Annotated in this window: 12 protein-coding genes, 1 tRNA gene, 3 rRNA genes and 4 pseudogenes; 11 read left to right on the top strand and 9 right to left on the bottom strand. The window is 52.3% G+C overall.

Annotated features, from left to right (window positions below; translation table 11 throughout):
• Positions 1–90: 90 nt before the first annotated feature.
• The 7 genes and pseudogenes from C2U41_RS15730 to C2U41_RS15700 all read left to right on the top strand — a co-directional run.
• Positions 91–1,632: ribosomal RNA gene (locus C2U41_RS15730) — 16S ribosomal RNA — on the top strand.
• 85 nt (positions 1,633–1,717) lie between these two features.
• Positions 1,718–1,793: transfer RNA gene (locus C2U41_RS15725), tRNA-Glu, on the top strand.
• 221 nt (positions 1,794–2,014) lie between these two features.
• Positions 2,015–4,921 (top strand): 23S ribosomal RNA (locus C2U41_RS15720).
• A gap of 89 nt (positions 4,922–5,010) precedes the next feature.
• Positions 5,011–5,126: ribosomal RNA gene (rrf, locus tag C2U41_RS15715) — 5S ribosomal RNA — on the top strand.
• Together the 16S, 23S and 5S rRNA genes with 1 tRNA gene alongside form the textbook arrangement of a ribosomal RNA operon.
• A gap of 353 nt (positions 5,127–5,479) precedes the next feature.
• Positions 5,480–6,223 (top strand): annotated as a pseudogene (locus C2U41_RS15710) (MFS transporter); the annotation flags it as partial.
• Positions 6,224–6,295: 72 nt separating this feature from the next.
• Positions 6,296–7,464 (top strand): IS3 family transposase gene (locus C2U41_RS15705; protein ID WP_100216202.1). Its coding sequence is split into 2 segments (ribosomal slippage): positions 6,296–6,545 and positions 6,545–7,464, totalling 1,170 coding nucleotides; the frame shifts between segments, so codons are not numbered across the junction.
• An 8-nt stretch (positions 7,465–7,472) separates the two neighbouring features.
• Positions 7,473–8,030: pseudogene (locus C2U41_RS15700) on the top strand (MFS transporter); the annotation flags it as partial.
• On the opposite strand, the gene C2U41_RS15695 reads toward C2U41_RS15700, so the two are convergent.
• The 5 genes from C2U41_RS15695 to trxC form a co-directional block, all read right to left on the bottom strand.
• Positions 8,027–8,350 carry a YfiM family lipoprotein gene (locus tag C2U41_RS15695; protein WP_048210876.1) on the bottom strand — a complete coding sequence of 108 codons (324 nt, stop codon included), beginning with the start codon at positions 8,348–8,350 and terminating at the stop codon, positions 8,027–8,029. The pseudogene C2U41_RS15700 and the gene C2U41_RS15695 sit on opposite strands and share 4 nt — an antisense overlap.
• A 44-nt stretch (positions 8,351–8,394) precedes the next feature.
• Positions 8,395–9,750 carry a CDP-diacylglycerol--serine O-phosphatidyltransferase gene (pssA, locus tag C2U41_RS15690; RefSeq protein ID WP_048210877.1) on the bottom strand — a complete coding sequence of 452 codons (1,356 nt, stop codon included), beginning with the start codon at positions 9,748–9,750 and terminating at the stop codon, positions 8,395–8,397.
• Between the two features lie 114 nt (positions 9,751–9,864).
• Complete coding sequence (locus C2U41_RS15685; RefSeq protein ID WP_103848606.1) at positions 9,865–12,525, bottom strand: bifunctional acetate--CoA ligase family protein/GNAT family N-acetyltransferase; 2,661 nt, start codon at positions 12,523–12,525, stop codon at positions 9,865–9,867.
• Between the two features lie 36 nt (positions 12,526–12,561).
• Positions 12,562–13,260, bottom strand: a complete 699-nt coding sequence (gene tapT, locus C2U41_RS15680) for a tRNA-uridine aminocarboxypropyltransferase (protein ID WP_003847051.1) — start codon at positions 13,258–13,260, stop codon at positions 12,562–12,564.
• Between the two features lie 69 nt (positions 13,261–13,329).
• Positions 13,330–13,749: a thioredoxin TrxC gene (gene trxC, locus C2U41_RS15675; protein WP_032937941.1), complete on the bottom strand. Its 420-nt coding sequence runs from the start codon at positions 13,747–13,749 to the stop codon at positions 13,330–13,332.
• A 207-nt stretch (positions 13,750–13,956) separates the two neighbouring features.
• On the opposite strand from trxC, the gene C2U41_RS15665 reads away from it, so the two are divergent.
• A complete protein-coding gene (locus C2U41_RS15665) occupies positions 13,957–15,036 on the top strand; it encodes a tRNA/rRNA methyltransferase (RefSeq protein WP_003037560.1) in 1,080 nt (359 codons plus the stop codon).
• Between the two features lie 33 nt (positions 15,037–15,069).
• Here C2U41_RS15665 and ung read toward each other — a convergent pair whose 3' ends face one another.
• The gene (gene ung, locus C2U41_RS15660) at positions 15,070–15,759 is read right to left on the bottom strand and encodes a uracil-DNA glycosylase (protein ID WP_003037561.1); all 690 of its coding nucleotides are present in this window, start codon (positions 15,757–15,759) and stop codon (positions 15,070–15,072) included.
• A gap of 317 nt (positions 15,760–16,076) precedes the next feature.
• Between ung and grcA the strand changes: the two genes are divergently transcribed.
• Entirely contained in the window at positions 16,077–16,460 is a 384-nt protein-coding gene (gene grcA, locus C2U41_RS15655; RefSeq protein ID WP_003037563.1) for an autonomous glycyl radical cofactor GrcA, read from the top strand.
• A gap of 79 nt (positions 16,461–16,539) precedes the next feature.
• On the opposite strand, the pseudogene eamB reads toward grcA, so the two are convergent.
• Positions 16,540–16,946, bottom strand: a pseudogene (gene eamB / locus C2U41_RS15650) (cysteine/O-acetylserine transporter); the annotation flags it as partial.
• On the opposite strand from eamB, the pseudogene C2U41_RS15645 reads away from it, so the two are divergent.
• Positions 16,946–17,558: pseudogene (locus C2U41_RS15645) on the top strand (substrate-binding domain-containing protein); the annotation flags it as partial. The pseudogenes eamB and C2U41_RS15645 overlap by 1 nt on opposite strands.
• Before the next feature lie 17 nt (positions 17,559–17,575).
• Here C2U41_RS15645 and srmB read toward each other — a convergent pair.
• A complete protein-coding gene (gene srmB / locus C2U41_RS15640; RefSeq protein ID WP_003037569.1) occupies positions 17,576–18,904 on the bottom strand; it encodes an ATP-dependent RNA helicase SrmB in 1,329 nt (442 codons plus the stop codon).
• Between the two features lie 130 nt (positions 18,905–19,034).
• Here srmB and trmN point away from each other — a divergent pair, with 130 nt between their 5' ends.
• Positions 19,035–19,772, top strand: coding sequence for a tRNA(1)(Val) (adenine(37)-N(6))-methyltransferase TrmN (trmN, locus tag C2U41_RS15635; protein WP_016150783.1), 738 nt, complete (start codon positions 19,035–19,037; stop codon positions 19,770–19,772).
• On the opposite strand, the gene nadB is transcribed toward trmN, so the two are convergent.
• Positions 19,757–21,379 carry an L-aspartate oxidase gene (gene nadB, locus C2U41_RS15630; protein WP_003037572.1) on the bottom strand — a complete coding sequence of 541 codons (1,623 nt, stop codon included), beginning with the start codon at positions 21,377–21,379 and terminating at the stop codon, positions 19,757–19,759. The genes trmN and nadB overlap by 16 nt on opposite strands.
• Between the last annotated feature and the right edge of the window lie 105 nt (positions 21,380–21,484).

Below are 21,484 nucleotides of genomic sequence, written 5' to 3'. Positions count from 1 at the left end.
CTTAACGTCGCAAGACGAAAAATGAATACCAAGTCTCTTGAGTGAACATACGTAATTCATTACGAAGTTTAATTCACGAGCATCAAACTTAAATTGAAGAGTTTGATCATGGCTCAGATTGAACGCTGGCGGCAGGCCTAACACATGCAAGTCGAACGGTAGCACAGAGGAGCTTGCTCCTTGGGTGACGAGTGGCGGACGGGTGAGTAATGTCTGGGAAACTGCCCGATGGAGGGGGATAACTACTGGAAACGGTAGCTAATACCGCATAACGTCGCAAGACCAAAGAGGGGGACCTTCGGGCCTCTTGCCATCGGATGTGCCCAGATGGGATTAGCTAGTAGGTGGGGTAACGGCTCACCTAGGCGACGATCCCTAGCTGGTCTGAGAGGATGACCAGCCACACTGGAACTGAGACACGGTCCAGACTCCTACGGGAGGCAGCAGTGGGGAATATTGCACAATGGGCGCAAGCCTGATGCAGCCATGCCGCGTGTATGAAGAAGGCCTTCGGGTTGTAAAGTACTTTCAGCGAGGAGGAAGGCGTTGTGGTTAATAACCGCAACGATTGACGTTACTCGCAGAAGAAGCACCGGCTAACTCCGTGCCAGCAGCCGCGGTAATACGGAGGGTGCAAGCGTTAATCGGAATTACTGGGCGTAAAGCGCACGCAGGCGGTCTGTCAAGTCGGATGTGAAATCCCCGGGCTCAACCTGGGAACTGCATCCGAAACTGGCAGGCTAGAGTCTTGTAGAGGGGGGTAGAATTCCAGGTGTAGCGGTGAAATGCGTAGAGATCTGGAGGAATACCGGTGGCGAAGGCGGCCCCCTGGACAAAGACTGACGCTCAGGTGCGAAAGCGTGGGGAGCAAACAGGATTAGATACCCTGGTAGTCCACGCCGTAAACGATGTCGACTTGGAGGTTGTGCCCTTGAGGCGTGGCTTCCGGAGCTAACGCGTTAAGTCGACCGCCTGGGGAGTACGGCCGCAAGGTTAAAACTCAAATGAATTGACGGGGGCCCGCACAAGCGGTGGAGCATGTGGTTTAATTCGATGCAACGCGAAGAACCTTACCTACTCTTGACATCCAGAGAACTTAGCAGAGATGCTTTGGTGCCTTCGGGAACTCTGAGACAGGTGCTGCATGGCTGTCGTCAGCTCGTGTTGTGAAATGTTGGGTTAAGTCCCGCAACGAGCGCAACCCTTATCCTTTGTTGCCAGCGGTCCGGCCGGGAACTCAAAGGAGACTGCCAGTGATAAACTGGAGGAAGGTGGGGATGACGTCAAGTCATCATGGCCCTTACGAGTAGGGCTACACACGTGCTACAATGGCATATACAAAGAGAAGCGACCTCGCGAGAGCAAGCGGACCTCATAAAGTATGTCGTAGTCCGGATTGGAGTCTGCAACTCGACTCCATGAAGTCGGAATCGCTAGTAATCGTGGATCAGAATGCCACGGTGAATACGTTCCCGGGCCTTGTACACACCGCCCGTCACACCATGGGAGTGGGTTGCAAAAGAAGTAGGTAGCTTAACCTTCGGGAGGGCGCTTACCACTTTGTGATTCATGACTGGGGTGAAGTCGTAACAAGGTAACCGTAGGGGAACCTGCGGTTGGATCACCTCCTTACCTTAAAGAAACGTTCTTTGTAGTGCTCACACAGATTGTCTGATGAAAAGTAAATAGCAAGGCGTCTTGCGATTGAGACTTATACGTCCCCTTCGTCTAGAGGCCCAGGACACCGCCCTTTCACGGCGGTAACAGGGGTTCGAATCCCCTAGGGGACGCCACTTGCTGGTATGTGTAAGTGAAAGTCGCCGACCTTAATATCTCAAAACTTACCTTCGGGTGACGTTTGAGATATTTGCTCTTTAAAAATCTGGATCAAGCTGAAAATTGAAACGACACACTGTTTCATTTCTCCGTAATAAGAAATGAAAAGCGGTGTGTTCGAGTCTCTCAAATTTTTGCAAGTCGATGATGAATCGAAAGAAACATCTTCGGGTTGTGAGGTTAAGCGACTAAGCGTACACGGTGGATGCCCTGGCAGTCAGAGGCGATGAAGGACGTGCTAATCTGCGATAAGCGTCGGTAAGGTGATATGAACCGTTATAACCGGCGATTTCCGAATGGGGAAACCCAGTGTGATTCGTCACACTATCATTACGTGAATACATAGCGTAATGAAGCGAACCGGGGGAACTGAAACATCTAAGTACCCCGAGGAAAAGAAATCAACCGAGATTCCCCCAGTAGCGGCGAGCGAACGGGGAGCAGCCCAGAGTCTGAATCAGCTTGTGTGTTAGTGGAACGGTCTGGAAAGTCCGACGGTACAGGGTGATAGTCCCGTACACCAAAATGCACAGGTTGTGAACTCGAAGAGTAGGGCGGGACACGTGGTATCCTGTCTGAATATGGGGGGACCATCCTCCAAGGCTAAATACTCCTGACTGACCGATAGTGAACCAGTACCGTGAGGGAAAGGCGAAAAGAACCCCGGCGAGGGGAGTGAAAAAGAACCTGAAACCGTGTACGTACAAGCAGTGGGAGCCTCTTTATGGGGTGACTGCGTACCTTTTGTATAATGGGTCAGCGACTTATATTCTGTAGCAAGGTTAACCGTATAGGGGAGCCGAAGGGAAACCGAGTCTTAACTGGGCGTTAAGTTGCAGGGTATAGACCCGAAACCCGGTGATCTAGCCATGGGCAGGTTGAAGGTTGGGTAACACTAACTGGAGGACCGAACCGACTAATGTTGAAAAATTAGCGGATGACTTGTGGCTGGGGGTGAAAGGCCAATCAAACCGGGAGATAGCTGGTTCTCCCCGAAAGCTATTTAGGTAGCGCCTCGTGAATTCATCTTCGGGGGTAGAGCACTGTTTCGGCTAGGGGGTCATCCCGACTTACCAACCCGATGCAAACTGCGAATACCGAAGAATGTTATCACGGGAGACACACGGCGGGTGCTAACGTCCGTCGTGAAGAGGGAAACAACCCAGACCGCCAGCTAAGGTCCCAAAGTCATGGTTAAGTGGGAAACGATGTGGGAAGGCACAGACAGCCAGGATGTTGGCTTAGAAGCAGCCATCATTTAAAGAAAGCGTAATAGCTCACTGGTCGAGTCGGCCTGCGCGGAAGATGTAACGGGGCTAAACCATGCACCGAAGCTGCGGCAGCGACACTATGTGTTGTTGGGTAGGGGAGCGTTCTGTAAGCCGTTGAAGGTGTATCGTGAGGTATGCTGGAGGTATCAGAAGTGCGAATGCTGACATAAGTAACGATAATGCGGGTGAAAAACCCGCACGCCGGAAGACCAAGGGTTCCTGTCCAACGTTAATCGGGGCAGGGTGAGTCGACCCCTAAGGCGAGGCCGAAAGGCGTAGTCGATGGGAAACAGGTTAATATTCCTGTACTTGGTGTTACTGCGAAGGGGGGACGGAGAAGGCTATGTTAGCCGGGCGACGGTTGTCCCGGTTTAAGCATGTAGGCGGAGGTTCCAGGTAAATCCGGTACCTTTTTAACGCTGAGGTGTGATGACGAGGCACTACGGTGCTGAAGTAACAAATGCCCTGCTTCCAGGAAAAGCCTCTAAGCATCAGGTAACACGAAATCGTACCCCAAACCGACACAGGTGGTCAGGTAGAGAATACCAAGGCGCTTGAGAGAACTCGGGTGAAGGAACTAGGCAAAATGGTGCCGTAACTTCGGGAGAAGGCACGCTGATATGTAGGTGAAGTGATTTACTCATGGAGCTGAAATCAGTCGAAGATACCAGCTGGCTGCAACTGTTTATTAAAAACACAGCACTGTGCAAACACGAAAGTGGACGTATACGGTGTGACGCCTGCCCGGTGCCGGAAGGTTAATTGATGGGGTTATCCGTAAGGAGAAGCTCTTGATCGAAGCCCCGGTAAACGGCGGCCGTAACTATAACGGTCCTAAGGTAGCGAAATTCCTTGTCGGGTAAGTTCCGACCTGCACGAATGGCGTAATGATGGCCAGGCTGTCTCCACCCGAGACTCAGTGAAATTGAACTCGCTGTGAAGATGCAGTGTACCCGCGGCAAGACGGAAAGACCCCGTGAACCTTTACTATAGCTTGACACTGAACACTGGTCCTTGATGTGTAGGATAGGTGGGAGGCTTTGAAGTGTGGACGCCAGTCTGCATGGAGCCATCCTTGAAATACCACCCTTTAATGGCTGGTGTTCTAACGTGGACCCGTAATCCGGGTTGCGGACAGTGTCTGGTGGGTAGTTTGACTGGGGCGGTCTCCTCCTAAAGAGTAACGGAGGAGCACGAAGGTTAGCTAATCCTGGTCGGACATCAGGAGGTTAGTGCAAAGGCATAAGCTAGCTTGACTGCGAGAGTGACGGCTCGAGCAGGTGCGAAAGCAGGTCTTAGTGATCCGGTGGTTCTGAATGGAAGGGCCATCGCTCAACGGATAAAAGGTACTCCGGGGATAACAGGCTGATACCGCCCAAGAGTTCATATCGACGGCGGTGTTTGGCACCTCGATGTCGGCTCATCACATCCTGGGGCTGAAGTAGGTCCCAAGGGTATGGCTGTTCGCCATTTAAAGTGGTACGCGAGCTGGGTTTAGAACGTCGTGAGACAGTTCGGTCCCTATCTGCCGTGGGCGCTGGAGAATTGAGGGGGGCTGCTCCTAGTACGAGAGGACCGGAGTGGACGCATCACTGGTGTTCGGGTTGTCATGCCAATGGCATTGCCCGGTAGCTAAATGCGGAAGAGATAAGTGCTGAAAGCATCTAAGCACGAAACTTGCCCCGAGATGAGTTCTCCCTGAGACTTTAAGTCTCCTGAAGGAACGTTAAAGACGATGACGTTGATAGGTCGGGTGTGTAAGTGTAGCGATACATTGAGCTAACCGATACTAATGAACCGTGAGGCTTAACCTTACAACGCCGAAGATGTTTTGGCGAAGAGACGACATTCAGCTTGATACAGATTACATCAGAACGCATAAGCGGTCTGATAACAGAATTTGCCTGGCGGCTGTAGCGCGGTGGTCCCACCTGACCCCATGCCGAACTCAGAAGTGAAACGCCGTAGCGCCGATGGTAGTGTGGGGTCTCCCCATGCGAGAGTAGGGAACTGCCAGGCATCAAATAAAGTGAAGAAGCCCATCCTGACGGATGGGCTTTTTTGCGTGTGTGCGGGGTAAAAACCGCCGGGCTGAACGTATTGTGCAGGCCTGATAAGCGCAGCGCATCACGCAATTCCGGCGGCAGATTGCTGGATTCGACGTAACCGCCTTAATCGACTAACAAAAGCACACTGTCTCGATCTACTACACGGATCTCTCCCTCGAACATATCTGAATCCTTTCTCTGCTAATTAAAATCGTGATCTTTCCTGCATAATAATATATAACAATTATATAACATTTAATTCACCAAAAAACACACAACCATCATTGATAAATTCATGCGATCGTTGGCAGGGGTACAATTCTAATGGCTGATAGTAGTGTAACTGAGAACGGGGCGCTGGCAGACGGCGATACCCGCCGTCGTATATGGGCGATTGTCGGAGCATCATCAGGGAATCTGGTCGAATGGTTTGATTTCTATATCTACTCTTTCTGTTCTCTTTATTTTGCTCATATCTTTTTCCCATCAGGAAATACCACCACACAACTCTTACAAACCGCCGGCGTGTTTGCCGCAGGCTTCTTGATGCGACCAATTGGAGGCTGGTTGTTTGGCCGTATTGCGGATAAGCACGGGCGTAAAAAGTCCATGTTGCTGTCCGTTTGTATGATGTGTATGGGATCGTTGGTGATCGCTTGTCTACCGGGATATGAAACTATCGGTACCTGGGCCCCTGCGTTATTACTGCTGGCCAGACTATTCCAGGGGTTATCTGTAGGTGGTGAATACGGAACCAGCGCGACCTATATGAGTGAAGTTGCCGTTGAAGGTAAGAAAGGTTTTTATGCTTCATTCCAGTACGTGACGTTAATCGGCGGACAGTTACTGGCATTGTTGGTTGTGGTCATATTACAGCACACGTTAGAAGACTCTGCGCTCAGAGCGTGGGGGTGGCGTATTCCATTTGCGTTGGGCGCCGTGCTGGCTATTGTTGCGCTATGGCTGCGTCGCCAACTGGATGAAACCTCGAAACAGGACGTTCGCGCGCTGAAAGAAGCGGGTTCCCTGAAAGGTCTGTGGCGTAATCGCAAAGCCTTTGTCATGGTGTGTAGTGGTTTACTGAATTTGGCCACCTGAACAGAGGTGATATGCTCACCTCAGAACATTACAGGTGCCTCAATGAAAAAAAGAAATTTCAGCGCAGAGTTTAAACGTGAATCCGCTCAACTGGTCCTTGATCAGAACTACACCGTTGCAGCTGCGGCCAGTGCTATGGATGTGGGTCTTTCTACCATGACGCGATGGGTAAAGCAGTTGCGGGATGAACGACAGGGCAAAATACCTAAAGCCTCCCCTATAACCCCGGAACAGATTGAAATACGTGAGCTGAAGAAAAAGCTACAACGCATTGAAATGGAAAACGACATATTAAAAAAGGCTACCGCGCTCTTGATGTCAGACTCCCTGAACAATTCTCGTTAATCGGGAAACTCAGAGCGCAGTATCCTGTGGTCACACTCTGCCACGTGTTCGGGGTTCATCGCAGTAGCTACAAATACTGGGAGAAAAGCGCCGAAAAGCCAGACGGCTGGCGAGCTGTGTTACGCAGCCAGGTTCGGGAGCTGCATAACATCAGCCATGGCTCTGCTGGCGCAAGAAGTATCGCCATTATGGCAACCCTGAGAGGCTTCAGAATGGGACGCTGGCTTGCTGGCAGGCTCATGAAAGAACTGGGGCTGGTGAGTTGTCAGCAGCCTACCCACCGGTATAAACGTGTTGGTCATGAACACATCGCTATCCCGAATCGCCTTGAGCGACAGTTCGCAGTGACAGAACCTAACCAGGTGTGGTGCGGCGATGTGACGTACATCTGGACAGGCAAGCGTTGGGCTTACCTTGCAGTTGTTCTCGATCTGTTCGCAAGGAAACCAGTGGGCTGGGCAATGTCATTCTCGCCGGATAGCAAGCTGACCATCAGAGCGCTGGAAATGGCGTGGGAAGCTCGCGGTAAACCAGCCGGAGTGATGTTCCACAGTGACCAGGGTAGCCACTATACAAGCAGGCAGTTCCGGCAGTTACTGTGGCGTTGCCAGATCAGGCAGAGTATGAGCCGACGTGGAAACTGTTGGGACAACAGCCCGATGGAACGCTTCTTCCGTAGTCTGAAAAACGAGTGGGTGCCAGTGACAGGTTATATAAACTTTAGCGATGCTGCTCATGCGATCACAGACTATATCGTCGGGTATTACAGCTCGCTAAGGCCGCATGACTATAACGGTGGGTTGCCCCCAAACGAATCGGAAAACCGATACTGGAAAAACTCTAAAGCCGTGGCCAGTTTTAGTTGACCACTACAGTGCTTGGCTTTACCGCCGCGGGTTCGTTGTGTTTTTACACGTTCACAACCTACATGCAGAAATACCTGGTCAATACAGCTGGTATGCATGCCAACGTAGCCAGCGGGATTATGACGGCGGCACTGTGTGTGTTCATGCTGGTTCAACCGCTGTTCGGCGCTTTGTCAGATAAGATTGGTCGGCGTACTTCAATGCTGTGTTTTGGCGCGTTGGCCGCGATTTTCACTGTTCCCATTTTGACCGCGTTGCAAAGCGTGACGTCTCCTTACATGGCGTTTGCTCTGGTGATGTGTGCCTTGTTGATCGTGAGTTTCTATACGTCAATTAGCGGTATTCTGAAGGCCGAAATGTTCCCGGCGCAGGTGCGTGCTCTGGGGGTTGGGTTATCTTATGCGGTGGCTAATGCTTTGTTTGGTGGTTCAGCCGAATATGTTGCGTTATCCCTGAAGTCTGTCGGCATGGAGACATCATTCTTCTGGTATGTCACCGTGATGGCGGTGGTCGCATTCCTGGTTTCGCTGATGTTACACAGTAAGGGAAAAGGTTTACGCCTCTAATGGTGTGCCAGTTGCCAAACGGTATAGCCGGTTGATGCGCCCGCCACATCCCAGGCAAAGTCTTTCCAGCTCCAGCCGCTCCCAGCGGGGCGGCTATCCCACAGCTCTTTTGATGCACCCAGGCTGACTGAGAACATCAAACCGATAGCTGCGCTACGATCGCGATTGTTTCCCTGATGCTGTGCATACTCGTTCCCCGCTGCGGCAAGCATGGCCGAGGCGATAAAGTGTTGAGCTTTGTCTTGCCCACTCCAGCTGTCGTTAGCCATGTGGCTACAACCGGAAAGAAGCAAAACACTGGCAAGAATACACAGACGCATCGTTGCCTCCATAGGAAAAACCCCGTCGCTGGACGGGGTCTTGATTACAGAATACGGCTGATTAATCTGTCGATTCGAATACGGCGTAATCGACGGATGAGCTTACGTACTTTGACTGGATAGTCGGCAATGCTCTGCAGGTCGCGATAGTGTTTCACGACGGTGGTGTGCGTGCGGATAAGCTCCAGCTCTTTATCACGCTGAGGAGTCAGTTCCTGCTGGGGATCATGGATAAGAATGGCGTTTTCCAAATCCAGCCGCCAGGCTCGGGGGTTAAGATTATTGCCGGTAAGCAGCATCCATTTATCATCAACCCACATGCCTTTCAGATGATAGGTGTTGTCATCATCTTTCCATAAGCGCACGACCAACTGGTCGGTGTTCACGTAATACTGCAGTCTGCTCAGGAAACGGCGCAGATTTATTTCATACAGATAAGGCAGCGCACCGATGATCTTGAATGGCTCATCTTCTGGAATGAAAAAGTCGTTGGCTGTTTTATCACCGACAATGATTTCGACCTTTTTCCCTTCACGCAGCAGTTGAATGATATTGCGCACCAGTATGGCGGGCAGGTTGAAATAAGGGGTACAGATTGTGAGTTTGTGCTCCGCGCAGGGCATAAGATGGAAAATAGTCTTATTTAACAGACTGGATTTTCCAAGGCCTACCAGCGGCGTGACCGAAAGCTGTTCGTTATCCGCATCACCCTGAAAATGGAAGGATGCATCGCGCAGTTCTTGGCGGTACAGGCGGATATCATTTTTAATTTCCGGGCTTTTAGGACGATGGATATCATCGAGACGATTAACGCCGCGCCCATTCATCAGGTTCTGCGTAACCCAATCGTACATGATATCGGCCATCTTCGCGTTGCGAATCAGCTGATAGCGGTCATAGCGGTATTTATCATGTTGGTGTAAGTAAACATCGTTCAGACTGGCCCCGCTATACAGGACGCTATCATCAATGATAAAGCCTTTAAAATGCAGAACACCAAGCGCTTCACGGGTGTTAATTGGCACGCCGTAGACAGGGATATCGATACCAGGATTTTCTTGCGCCATGCGGCAATACCAGTCAGCGTTGGTATTGGATGCCGCAACACCAATGCGTCCACGCTGGGCTCGATGCCAGTCGACAAGCACCCGGATATCCAGTTCAGGACGCTGCCGCTTTGCCGCATAGAGCGCGTCGAGTATGCCTTTACCGCCGTCATCCTGTTCCAGGTACAGCGCAATAATGCAGATCCGTCGCGTCGCGCTGGCTATTTTCTCCAGCAGAGTCTCCCTGAAATTTGCGGGAGCATAAAAGAAATCTACATCATCAACTGACTGAGAAATCTTAGGTAGTTGGGCAAGGTGTTGTTGATGTTTATTACGCTTAAATTTTGACAACATCACAGTGCATTTCTTCTCTGTTCATTGAAGGGTCCTCTGTGCTTTGCAGACGACATAAGCGGGCAATGATACCACCAGTACCCATTAATGTGGTCAACATTTCCAGTACCTTACTCACGATTCCTCATATTGGGCCAGATTCAGCGTTAGCCCAACAATTCCCTCTTCGAGCTGGACATCGACATCAAACCCGAGTTTTCGGGCCAGGGCGACCATCCCCCGATTGTTTGGCATCGTAATACCATTTAAACGTCTAAGTCCGTGATCTCGGGTGTATGCAATCAACTTTTCCATCAACCGACGACCTAAGCCCAGCCCTTTGAGATCAGAACGAACCAGCACGGCAAACTCGGCGTCAACGTTATCAGGATCCGAGATTGCCCTCGTTACGCCGAGGATCTCTTGCTGATTATCTTTACAGCGTACTGCCACAAAGGCCATTTCCCGATCGTAGTCGATCTGTGTCATATTGGCTAAATCTTCGTGGGTAAATTCGTTTATCTCACTGAAATAGCGATAATAAAGATCTTCTTTCGTTACCTGAGATATGAACTGCTGCAGATGAGGCTCGTCCTCCGGCAAAATGGGACGGAACAGGCAGCGATCGCCATTTTTCAACTCCACCCATTCTTCAAGCTGATGGGGATAAGGGCGTACCGCCAGCCTGCTTTCGTTATCGCCCGTGAAAGGGGCAATATCCAGTGTGACGTCCAGTGCAGTAAATTCCCCAGCAGAGGCCAGTAGAGGATGGATATCCAGGCGCTGAATTTCCGGACAATCGACGATCAGGTTGGAGACCTGGACCAACAGTTGGCTTAAACCTGCAATATCTAAGGGCCGTAGTGCGCTGCGAGCGCGGATCTTTTTGTTTTTGATCCCCTGGATCACCAGATAACGCGCCAGATTCATGTTCAATGGCGGCAAGGCCACCACGGCTTGCTCGTCTGGACGCCACTCAACCCCGCCTTCGCCCAGCATAATCAACGGGCCAAACACAGGGTCATGTTCAACGACGACGCGCAGTTCCTGAGCGCCAGCGCGATTTGCCATACTTTGTACTAATAAACCGTGAATGCGCGCCTGCGGCCAGGCCATTTTTACCCGATCAAAAATCGCATTGGCTGCCTGCTGCACCTCTGTTGCCGTACGCAGATAGAGCATTACCCCCTGAACTTCCGATTTATGCGGGATATCAGGAGAACGCAGCTTCAGTGCTACCGGGTAACCGATTTGTTCTGCGATATGTACGGCTTCCGCACTGTCGCTGGCGATCCATGTCGGCAGTGTGTGTAAGCCATAGGCGTGTAAAATCGGCTGCACTTCATGGGTATCCAGCGATGTCGCTCCCTCAGCAATCGCCTGCTGTAACAGACTATGCGCTTCGGCGGTGTTAGTGGTCAGGCTATCGGGTAGGGCTGGTGTTTCTCGCAGTTGCTTCTGGTTACGCCGGTACTCCACCATATGCATAAATGCAGTGATAGTGCCTTCCGGCGTACGATAGGTGGGTAATCCGGCTTCACTAAACAGCCTGCGGGCTTCCTGGGATGAAAACTCGCCGCACCAGTTGGTCAGCAACGAGACGAACTTGCCGCGCGGATGGCGCTTTACCGCTTCGATCAACGCTTGCGCGCTTTCGGTTCCGGGGGCGGCTGCGCTGGGTGAGTGAATCACCATCAGTGCGTCGAAATCCTGACTGGCGAGTAAAATATCCAGTGTCTTGACGTAATGTTCGCTGCTGGCATCATCACGCAGATCCAGTGGGTTGGCGATATCCACGTGAGCAGGTAGGGCATCGCGTAATTTCTGGCAGGTTTCTTCACTCAGCGCGGCCAGCTTACCGTTTCGCGACCACAGTTCATCTAATGCCAGCGCCGCGGGAGCGGCCCCATTGCTGATGATCATCAGCCTGTCGCCACGTAGCGGACGCATGTGGCTCAGGGTTTCGACTGCCGAGAAAAGCTCATGAGTGTCCTGAACGCGCAATAAACCAGCGCGTTGAATCGCCGCATCCCAGGCCGGGTCCATTCCGGCACTGGTATGCAGTAAACGCTGCGCTGCAGGGCTGCGACCGCTTTTAATCACCAGAATAGGTTTATTGCGCGAGGCGCTACGCGCGGCGGAGACAAAACGCCTTGCATCGCTTAAATGTTCGAGGTAGAGCAATATCGCGCTGGTTTTGCTGTCGCGGGCCAGGTAATCCAGCAACTCATCAACGTCGATATCCAGGCTGTCACCCAGCGCGATAAACCAGGAAAAACCCATGTCGCGCTGCTGCGCCCAGTCCAGAATGGTGTTGGAAATCGCCGCCGACTGGGAAATAAATGCCAGCTTGCCGCGCTTGATGGGGACGGGGGAAAAGCTGGCGTTAAGCCCCTGCCAGGGCGCGAGAAGTCCCAGGCTGTTGGGACCCAGAAGACGTATGTTGTAGCGTGATGCGCAGGCCAGCAGCTCCGCGTGCTGCGCCGAGGGAGCTGAGAGAATAATGCAGGTTTTACAGCCTTTCTCGCCAAGCGCTTCGAGTAATGCCAGGTTACGGCTGGCATTGGTGCACAACACGGCGAGATCGGGGCTAAAAGGCAGGCTGTTGATATTGGGCCACGCCAGTACGCCCAACACCGCTTTCCATGCGGGCGTCACCGGTAAAACAGGTCCATTGAAACCGCCAGCAAGCAGGTTACGCATCATCAGGTAACCTGCGCGATTAGGCTTCATTGACGCCCCAATCACCGCAATGGATTTCGGTCGCAATAGTGCTTCCAGACCACGCTGACTCATATCGGCTTCCTTAATGACACCAGTGACCGAATGATTTTAAACGTTTTCTGATGAATCTGCTGTGACGTTTCCCTGATGTTGAGTTTTTCCTGCCAGGTAGCGGGTTTTAAAGCGAGTAAAATGATCGCTTAACCCTTCTGCGGCTTGCGTATCTCCCGCCAGATCCAACAAGGCGATGGCCACCTCGGCTGTGCAATATTGCCCTTCGGCGTGAACGCCACGCAGGTGGTAAGCAGAAAGGCGTGATAAATCAACAGAGATCACCGGCAGGTTATCGAGGTACGGGCTTTTGCGGAACATTTTACGCGCCTCAGGCCAGGTGCCGTCGAGCATGATAAACAATGGGGGCTTACCGGCTGGTGGCGTGAAAATCACTTCACGCTCTTCACCCGCATAGGAGGCCGGGAATACAACCATCGGCTGGTAATCCGGATTTTTTACCAGTTCCAGCAGCGCCTGCGGCGGCTCGGTACGTGACCACTGAAAAGCCGTGGTATCGGGCAGAATATCGGCAATTAAACGCCCCGTGTTGCTGGGCTTCATCGGCTCGGTATCAAACATCACCAGACAAAAGCGACTTTTTGCCTCAGAGGGCGCCAGAGTTGCGCACAAGCAGAGCTTCTGCGGCAGCAGGCAGCGTTGACAGCGGCGAACGCGATTACCTCGGGCAAGGAAAGGACGCGTGGCGCGCGCGAGGCGCTCAGCGCGTAACTGAAGAACAGCGTTATCGGTCATGGGGAAACACGTTGAAAAACGCTATTGTCGCAGAGGTGAAAACGGGGCACAAGATGCGCCCCGTAGAGATTATAATGATTCGTTAAGCCAGTTATCAAACGGGGCTTTTGGTACAGCGCCGTTAAGCATGTCGACGATTTCACCTTTTCTGAAGATCATGATGGTCGGAATGCTGCGGATACCGAAACGGGCGCTGAGTTCACGCTCGGCTTCCGTATTCACTTTAACAAAACGCACTTTGCCGCTACGCTCTTCCGCGACATCTTCAAAAATCGGGGCGAAGTTACGACATGGACCACACCAGGGGGCCCAAAAGTCAACGACCACCGGGAGATCGTCTTTTAACAGTTTATCCAGTGTCTCACCGGTCGCATTGATCACCTCCCCATCAAACAGGTCGTGACCACAGCGTCCGCATTTAGCCGCTTCCTGGACACGATCGTCAGGGATGCGGTTGATAGCCTGGCAGCTGGTACAAACGGTATTCATAACTAACCTCTGGATGAGTGGAGTGGACTTCACGGCATAAACGCCAGTATGTTTCTATTATGTTACATATTATCGGAGAGTCTGTTCTAAACAACAATGCGTTTTATTCAATGAGTACAATAGTCCTTAGCTTTTAAATGAAATAATGGCTAACGACGTGCACATCGGGTAATCTGCGCGCTTCGCGCAGAGCAGGTGGAGAAAAACATGAGCGACGAACTGAAGAACAAAAACGGCAAGGTCAAAGTGATGTACGTCCGCAGTGACGATGACTCGGATAAACGCACCCAAAATCCACGTACTGGCAAAGGCGGCGGTCGCCCCGGTACTTCCCGAGCCGAAGGCGGTCGTCGCCCTGCCCGTGATGAACGAAAGGGTCCGAACAGCGAACGTGGTCGTGAACGCGGGCGTGACCGCGATGTAGAACGCGACCGCAGACGTGAAGATTCACCGTGGCGTACCGTTTCCCGCGCACCGAATGATGACGCAGCGGATAAAGCCGATCACGGCGGTATTAGCGGTAAGAGCTTTATCGATCCTGAAGTATTACGCCGTCAGCGCGCGGAAGAAACCCGCGTTTACGGTGAGAATGCCTGTCAGGCTCTGTTCCAGAGTCGTCCGGACGCTATCGTCCGCGCCTGGTTTGTTCAGAGCGTAACCCCGCGTTTTAAAGAAGCATTACGCTGGATGGCGGCAAACCGCAAAGCCTATCACGTGGTTGACGAAGCCGAGCTGGCGAAAGCCTCAGGCACCGAACACCACGGTGGCGTCTGTTTCCTGATCAAAAAACGTAACGGTACTACCGTTAAGCAGTGGGTCGGTCAGGCAGGGGCGCAGGATTGCGTGCTGGCACTGGAAGATATCGCTAACCCGCATAACCTGGGCGGTATGATGCGTAGCTGCGCGCACTTCGGTGTGAAAGGCGTGGTGGTTCAGGATGCGGCGCTGCTGGAATCGGGGGCGGCTATCCGTACTGCTGAAGGTGGAGCAGAGCATGTTCAGCCGATTACCGGTGACAGCATTGTCGATGTGTTGGACGATTTCCGTAACGCGGGTTACACGGTAGTGATGACCTCAAGCGTGAAAGGTAAACCGCTGTTTACTACCACGCTGCCGGAAAAAATGGTGCTGGTATTAGGGCGTGAGCGTGAAGCTCTGCCAGAAGCAGCATGTTCAGCCGACGACCTGTGCGTGGCGATTGACGGTACCGGCAAGGTAGAAACGCTCAATGTTTCTGTCGCGACCGGCGTTTTGCTCGCGGAGTGGTGGCGTCAGAACAAAGCCTGATAATAAAAATGCCAGCGAATCGCTGGCATTTTTTTACTCGCTTTCTGCGGGTAATACCGGCATCCAGTCAATCGGTTTTTCACCTCGTTGTTCCAGCCATTCATTCGCCAGTACAAAGTGATTGCAACCAAAGAAACCGCGATGCGCAGAGAGTGGTGATGGGTGGGGCGCTTTCAACACATGGTGACGCTGCGCATCAATAATCGCGCCTTTCTTCTGTGCGTGAGAACCCCAGAGCAGGAAAACCACGCCTTCCCGATGTTGGTTAATCAGGCTGATGACTTTATCGGTAAATGTTTCCCATCCAAGGCTGGCGTGAGAATGTGCCTGACCGGCGCGAACGGTGAGTACGGTGTTGAGTAACAGTACCCCCTGGCGTGCCCAGCTTTCCAGATATCCGTGCGTGGGGCGGGTGAAGCCGGGAATTGTTGCTTCCAGCTCTTTGTACATGTTCAGCAACGAAGGCGGAGTGGCAATCCCCGGACGAACAGAGAACGCGAGACCGTGTGCCTGGCCTGGGCCGTGGTAAGGATCCTGACCCAGGATGACAACTTTCACGTCACCAAGCTCGGTAAAACGAAACGCGTTAAACACATCTTTTTGCGGCGGATAAATTGTCATTCCTGACTGACGCTCGCCGGCAACAGTATGCAGTGTGTTAACAAAATAAGGCTGCTGTTTTTCTTCAGCCAGCACATCGTGCCAAGTTAATTCGGTGGCCATCTCGCTCTCCTGCGAATTTTCAATCCCCCTAGCTTAACTGCTTCTTTCGACGTCGCAAAATTCTGTACGTTTCTCAATGGTCTACCCCTTAAAGATAGTTGAAAATTTATGTAAAAAGTTTAGCTGTGCATACGGCGTAAGTTGATGTAAAACAATAAAATCCACCTATCACCACTTTTCATGTGTGGTTTTTATTGATTTAAATCAAAGATTCAAGGGTGTGTGAGGGGTATATATACACTCAAGCAACAATGGTTTTACCAATTGGCCGGATGACGGCCAACCGAGATCAAATAATTTTGCCGGGGAGGCATCAAATGATTACAGGTATCCAGATTACTAAAGCTGCAAACGACGACCTGCTGAACTCTTTCTGGCTGCTGGACAGCGAAAAAGGCGAAGCACGCTGCATCGTTGCGAAAGCAGGTTTCAATGCTGATGAAGTCGTTGCTGTCAGCAAACTGGGCGAAATCGAATACCGTGAAGTACCGGTAGACGTACAGCCGGAAGTCCGCGTGGAAGGTGGTCAGCACCTGAACGTGAACGTTCTGCGTCGCGAAACGCTGGAAGATGCAGTTAAGCATCCGGAAAAATATCCGCAGCTGACCATCCGTGTTTCTGGTTATGCAGTGCGTTTCAACTCTCTGACCCCAGAACAGCAGCGCGACGTTATCGCTCGTACCTTTACTGAGAGCCTGTAAGGCTCACGGGGAATAGCCCCGTTTAGCAAAGAATCAAAAAGCGGAAGATGCCAGTGTGTCTTCCGCTTTTTTGCATCCGTTAGTAAAAGATCCTTACCGCGCAATACACCAACAGCAGCGCCAGAATGATATTCAACTGCCGGCCGTAACGGCGAAAAACGCGCTGAAAAAGATGGCCCGCCAGCGCCCAGCAGGCATTTGTGAAGGTGCCGATCAGCGCCAACAGAATACTCACTCCAATCAGCCAGTGTGCGTCCTGAGTGTACGGTAATACAAACGTGGATAACGCGGTAATGCCGTACAAAATGATTTCACGTTAACAAACTGCAAGCCAAAACTCGCCCAGAAGCTAATCGGCTCTGACCGCAAATCATCGTTTGTAGCCGGGCTGGTGGCGATCTTCAGCGCCAGCCACAGGATATAAGCTGCCCCAGCCCAACTGAGCCAATGGATGATGGCAGGATCCATAACCGCCAGTGAAAATGACGGGCGAAACGCTGCTGGCGTATAAAATGCCGCAGGTTTTACAGCGAGTTAAACAACGTGCGCCCCATGTGCGGTTGTCTTTACAGTCACTCAATTGTTATGTAATTCGCGATGCGTTGCTCAGTGATGAGGTCGATCTGGGGGGGGGGTTATCGGGTGGGTAATGACGATGCCCTTGAGTTGATGCCGCTAGGCGATCAGTCACTGGCATTAGTTGCTTCGCCGCTGCTCCAGCACGTTAATTTTACTCAGTATAACCAGCACATTCCCTGCAGTTTTATCATTAATGAGCCGCAATGTATTTTCAGACAGCGCTTCGAGGGGCTACTGCGTAAACGACAGATTACGCTGGAAAATACCATTGAGTTATGGAGCATTGAAAGCATTAAGCAGTGCGTATCGGCAAATCTTGGGGTCAGCTTTTTGCCGCGTTTTGCCGTTGAGAGGGAGCTACGTTCAGGGGAATTGATTGAATTACCGTACAGTGAACAACCTGAGTTAATTACGGCATTGTGTGGTTATCATGCCGGAAAAGTCGTTAGTCCGGCGATGCGTGTGTTTCTTGAGTGTATTGAAGTGAGTTTTGCATCACGTGAAAAAATGCCGGGCTAAACGGCCCGGCATTCGGTTTACTCTTTGTCGGACTGCTGGGTAGCAGCTCCGCTCGGCTTACGACGTTTGCCGATATTTTTTGCATCGCGGTGACGTTTTTTCACCCGCGGCTTCTCTTTCTCTTTCGCTTTTTTCTCGGCGCGCTTCGCCAGCACTTTCTTGGATGGTTTACCGTTGGATTTCTCACTTGGCGCGCGCGTGGTTGGACGCAGTTCGTCGATGACGCGTGCTTTCAGCGGCTCGTCAATATAGCGGCTCGCTTTGCCGAGAAGCAGATGGTCGTGCGCTTCAACCAAAGAGATCGCAGTACCTTTACGACCTGCGCGACCGGTACGGCCAATGCGGTGCAGATAGGCATCGCCACTGCGCGGCATGTCGAAGTTAAACACATGGCTGACGTCAGGAATATCGATCCCGCGAGCGGCAACGTCGGTGGCTACCAGCACGTTCACGCGACCATCGGTCAGGCGTTTGATCGCTTCATTGCGTTTGTTCTGCACCATCTCGCCTTCGAGATAGCAGTTGTTAATGCCCGCCTGGCGCAGCCAGCCTGCCAGCTCGTGCACACGCTCGCGTTTACGTACGAAGACAATCGAGCGGGTCGCTTCCGGCTGTTTTAACAGATGGATCAGCAGGGCAGTTTTGTGCTCGATGTCATCAGCACGGTAGTAAAACTGATGGATCTTCTTGCGTTCGCGGGTGGACGGATCCGCTGAGACTTCGACCGGATCTTCCAACAGACGCTCGGCAAAATCTTTAATCGCATCGCCTTCCAGCGTGGCGGAGAACAGCATGGTTTGCTTACGCCAGCGGGTTTCACCGGCGATATGTTCGATGTCCTGGGCAAAACCCATGTCCAGCATACGATCTGCTTCATCGAGAATTAGCGTCTCAACCGCATGGCAGTCGAAGTTTTCTTCTTTAATGTATTGCAGCAGACGACCCGTGGTGGCAACCACGATGTCCTGGTTTTCGCTAAAGACTTCCATGTGGTTCATGTAAGCCACGCCGCCGGTAATGGTCGCGATATCCAGATGCGTATTTTTCGCCAGCTCACGGGCGTGTTCAGCAACCTGCATCGCCAGTTCGCGCGTTGGCGTCAGGATTAAAATGCGCGGCGGACCGGATTTCTTGCGTGGGAAGTCGAGCAGGTGCTGCAACGCTGGCAGCAAATATGCCGCCGTTTTACCGGTGCCTGTCGGCGCAGAACCGAGTACATCACGGCCATCGAGCGCAGGCGGAATGGCGGCAGCCTGAATGGCGGTCGGGCGAGTGAAACCTTTTTCCTGGAGGGCATCCAGAAGGCTTTCATCGAGTTCAAGTTCGGAAAAAGTCGTTACAGTCATGTTCTACCTCTGAGTGGGGCGCTGATTATAGACGTTACGGCTGCAATCTTCATCTGTTTGTATGGATATACCTTCTCAGGTATTGTTTTTATCCTATGTTATCGTTTTTTTTCCAGGAAGGTTGTTCTTCATGCCCCAGTCTACATCCGTACTGAAACGTAATGGATTTACTTTTAAGCAGTTTTTTGTGGCACACGATCGCTGTGCAATGAAAGTCGGAACGGACGGCATTTTATTGGGGGCCTGGGCCCCCGTTGCGGGCGTAAAGCGGATCCTGGATATTGGTACCGGGAGCGGCCTGTTGGCGCTGATGCTGGCCCAGCGCACTGATGAAAACGTCATCATTGACGCCGTGGAGCTTGATGTCGACGCCGCGCAGCAGGCGCAGGAGAACATCGCGCACTCTCCGTGGATGCATCGTGTGAGTGTTCATACAGAAGATGCGCAACAGTGGATACCGCGTCAGACCGTGCGTTTTGATTTGATAATCAGCAATCCTCCCTATTATGAACAGGGCGTGGAATGCGCTACACCGCAGCGCGAGCAGGCCCGCTATACCACCTCGCTCGATCACCAGGCGTTGCTTACGCTGGCGGCGGACTGCATTACGGAAGACGGTTTTTTTTGTGTGGTGCTACCGGAGCAGATTGGTAACGCATTTACTCAGCAGGCGCTTAGCATGGGCTGGCATCTGCGATTGCGCACGGATGTAGCAGAAACCGAGGCCCGTCTACCGCATCGGGTATTGCTGGCATTCTCCCCGCAGGCCGGGGAGTGCTTTAGCGACAGGCTGGTGATCCGTGGGCCAGACCAACGTTACTCTGAAGGTTATACGGCGCTGACCCAGGCGTTCTATCTGTTTATGTGATGACTGAGCGGCGAGAGAATTGACGGGCCCGCCTCTGGAAGCTGTTCTGGATAATCCAGCGTGTAGTGCAGGCCCCGACTCTCTTTGCGCATCATCGCGCAGCGGACAATCAGCTCGGCAACCTGCACCAGATTGCGCAGCTCCAGTAGGTTGTTCGACACACGGAAATGGGCGTAATACTCGTCGATTTCCTGTTGCAGCATGGTGATACGGCGCAGGGCGCGTTCCAGACGTTTAGTGGTGCGCACAATACCGACGTAATCCCACATGAACAGCCGCAGCTCATGCCAGTTATGCTGGATAACAACCAATTCATCTGGATTTTCTACCCGGCTTTCATCCCAGCCCGGGAGCGTGCTGACGCCGCGTGCATAAGGCATACGCCTGTCGATATCTTCAGCCGCGGACCAACCGTAAACCAGACACTCCAGCAATGAGTTCGATGCCATCCGGTTGGCGCCATGCAGGCCGGTGTAACTCACTTCGCCGATCGCATACAACCCATCGACATCGGTACGGCCAAAGTCATCAACCATCACGCCGCCGCAGGTATAGTGCGCGGCAGGCACGATGGGAACAGGTTCTTTGGTTAGATCAATGCCCAGTCCCAGCAACTTTTCATAAATCATCGGGAAATGCTGACGAACAAATTCTTCCGGTTTATGACTGATATCGAGGAACATGCAATCTGCACCCAGGCGCTTCATTTCATGATCAATGGCGCGGGCGACAATATCGCGGGGAGCCAGTTCGCCACGCTCGTCAAAATCGGGCATAAAGCGTGAACCGTCCGGGCGTTTCAGGTGCGCGCCTTCGCCGCGCAGCGCTTCGGTCAGCAGAAAATTGCGCGCCTGCGGATGATACAGCGCTGTTGGGTGAAACTGGTTAAACTCCAGGTTGGCGACGCGGCATCCCGCACGCCAGGCCATTGCAATTCCGTCACCCGAGGAAATATCCGGATTGGTGGTGTATTGATATACCTTTGACGCGCCGCCGGTGGCCAGCACTACCGACTTCGCATGGCAGGTTTCTACGGCTTCTTTATTACGATTCCAGATCCAGGCACCGACAACCCGACGCGTTCCCGGCAGACCGATTTTATCGGAGACAATCAGGTCGACAGCATTACTGCGCTCGAGAACCCGGATGTTGGGATGATTTTGTGCCTGGCTGACGAGGGTGGTTTCGACTTCTTTGCCGGTAGCATCCGCAGCGTGCAGGATGCGTCGATGGCTGTGACCGCCTTCACGGGTCAGGTGATAGCTCTCTTCACCGTTAGGCTGAACCTGCGTATCAAATAAGACGCCCTGATCGATAAGCCATTGAACGCAGGTACGCGCATTGCTGGCGACAAATTCCACCGCATGGCGATCGCACAGCCCGGCCCCGGCAATCAGCGTATCTTCAACGTGGGAGTCGATACTGTCGGTTTCATCGAAAACCGCGGCAATACCGCCCTGGGCATAAAATGTCGAGCCTTCGCTGACCGGCCCTTTGCTCAGGACAATAACCTGATGCTTTTCAGCCAGGCGCAGCGCCAGTGAGAGTCCGGCAGCCCCGCTGCCAATGATCAGCACGTCACAGGATAATTCAGGAGTCGTATTCATGATTTTTGTTTAATTTACTAAACAGTGTTTGGTCACCATAGCACCACATTGCGCGATACTGCACGTTTTATTTTTAAACGTGTTGCAATGACTAAACATGAAAGA

The organism is Citrobacter freundii complex sp. CFNIH4, assembly GCF_002934505.1.
Classification (GTDB): domain Bacteria; phylum Pseudomonadota; class Gammaproteobacteria; order Enterobacterales; family Enterobacteriaceae; genus Citrobacter; species Citrobacter freundii.
The sequence above is the reverse complement of the archived record's forward strand: the minus strand, read 5'-3'. Positions and strand labels throughout refer to the sequence as shown.

Coding starts and splice junctions, on each gene's coding strand:
- nadB (WP_003037572.1), bottom strand. CDS start 21,379: ATGAATACGACTCCTGAATTATCCTGTGACGTGCTGATCATTGGCAGC.
- tapT (WP_003847051.1), bottom strand. CDS start 13,260: ATGACCGATAACGCTGTTCTTCAGTTACGCGCTGAGCGCCTCGCGCGC.
- pssA (WP_048210877.1), bottom strand. CDS start 9,750: ATGTTGTCAAAATTTAAGCGTAATAAACATCAACAACACCTTGCCCAA.
- trmN (WP_016150783.1), top strand. CDS start 19,035: ATGCCCCAGTCTACATCCGTACTGAAACGTAATGGATTTACTTTTAAG.
- srmB (WP_003037569.1), bottom strand. CDS start 18,904: ATGACTGTAACGACTTTTTCCGAACTTGAACTCGATGAAAGCCTTCTG.
- trxC (WP_032937941.1), bottom strand. CDS start 13,749: ATGAATACCGTTTGTACCAGCTGCCAGGCTATCAACCGCATCCCTGAC.
- grcA (WP_003037563.1), top strand. CDS start 16,077: ATGATTACAGGTATCCAGATTACTAAAGCTGCAAACGACGACCTGCTG.
- C2U41_RS15685 (WP_103848606.1), bottom strand. CDS start 12,525: ATGAGTCAGCGTGGTCTGGAAGCACTATTGCGACCGAAATCCATTGCG.
- C2U41_RS15665 (WP_003037560.1), top strand. CDS start 13,957: ATGAGCGACGAACTGAAGAACAAAAACGGCAAGGTCAAAGTGATGTAC.
- C2U41_RS15695 (WP_048210876.1), bottom strand. CDS start 8,350: ATGCGTCTGTGTATTCTTGCCAGTGTTTTGCTTCTTTCCGGTTGTAGC.
- ung (WP_003037561.1), bottom strand. CDS start 15,759: ATGGCCACCGAATTAACTTGGCACGATGTGCTGGCTGAAGAAAAACAG.